The following is a 1,504-nucleotide window of genomic DNA, read 5'->3' on the forward strand; positions in this document are numbered from 1 at the left end:
ACATACATTACCATTAGTGACAATATGGCAGTAAATTGGATGAAGTATGTGAATCCTTTTACTTTAACTCAACTGACATACTTATTGAAAGAGTATCGAAATTTAGAACTATTTGAGTATTCAATATCCACAGCCAATCTATCTTTCATATTGCTTATTGTTTTGACTGTACTTTCAATTATTACTATATTAAGAAAGAGGCTAACAATTTCCCGACTAAATTGGGCACCAAGTTTACATGCCTTAAAGATCAGATTCAGATATTATGACAGATTAAATATTTTCGGATTTGAGTTACATAAACTATTCGTAGTGCATAAAGGCTGGCTTATCATCGTACTAATCATAGTTCTCCAAGGATATTTCACGTATCAAACGGTTAATAACAAGAGTCTACTAGACAACCAACAACTACTATCAGAATATTACTCAAAAAATGGTGGAGAGCTCAATGAAGAAAAAATTGATTGGATTGAGGCTGAAAATCTTAAATATCAACTGTTACAAAATGGATTGTTATTAGCCTCAAAAGACTACCAAATGAGTAAGATAAGCCAAGAACAATATTATGGAATCGTGGATTTGTATATTGAACAATCAAGTGAAAGAAATATATTTTTGCAATTCTATGATCATTATCAACAAACCAGATCAAAGAACTTAGTTTATCCAAAGGGTTATCAAGCACTGTTTTCAATGAATACAGACAGCAGGGACTTACGTATCACGTACATAATGATGATTGGATTAGTATTTATGTTGTCCCCAATCGTAGCACAGGATAAAGAAGAAAATCTAAACAGCCTGTTTAAAATTACCAAGAATGGTAATTTGTCACTAAGAGTTGTAAGAATCAAAATAGGCGCAATGATTTCGATTGTCAGCGTGTTTCTTTTTACCCTGATTGACTATTTATCATTTTCATACCTATACTCTATGGAGTCATGGGATGCTCTCATAGTAGATGTAGTACCTCAGAATTTCTCGTTGGTTTCTCAATATGTTCTAAATCTTACACTTTGGCAATACTTTGCTTTACTCATATTGGTTAGGATATTTGCGATTATCCTCATTGCGTTGTTTATTATCCTATGTTCTACAATCTCAAAGTCAATAGTAGTATCTTATTTAATTTCAGTTAGTGTGTTGTTTGCTCCGATATTTATTAGATACTTAAATCCATCAGCACTCAATTTTGTATCCCCCGAACGGTTATTGATGGGAAATACCTATCTGTTTGGTAGTAACAATCTTGGAAGTCTGATGATTTTCGTTGTTATCTTTATTAGTATTTTTGTGTTTCTAGTGAAGCACGACCTGGACTGACTCTCCATGAAGAACAATTAAATGAAAAGTCCATCAAATTTTACTAAAGTAAACTAGATCTTATTAAACAATCACCAGAAAATGTGGTCACGATGTGGTCACGCAAAATAAAAGTCCACTGGTTAGTGGACTTTATGCACGTTGGCAGGGGTAGTAGGACCGGTTGAGAAACTTTCCC

Annotated in this window: 1 protein-coding gene; it reads left to right on the forward strand. The window is 33.3% G+C overall.

The window, feature by feature from the left end:
- Positions 1–1,326: hypothetical protein (locus Q7J41_RS00840; RefSeq protein WP_304884325.1), on the forward strand; the 1,326-nt coding region annotated here is incomplete at its 5' end.
- Between the last annotated feature and the right edge of the window lie 178 nt (positions 1,327–1,504).

The organism is Acetobacterium sp., assembly GCF_030652775.1.
Taxonomy (GTDB): Bacteria; Bacillota; Clostridia; order Eubacteriales; family Eubacteriaceae; genus Acetobacterium.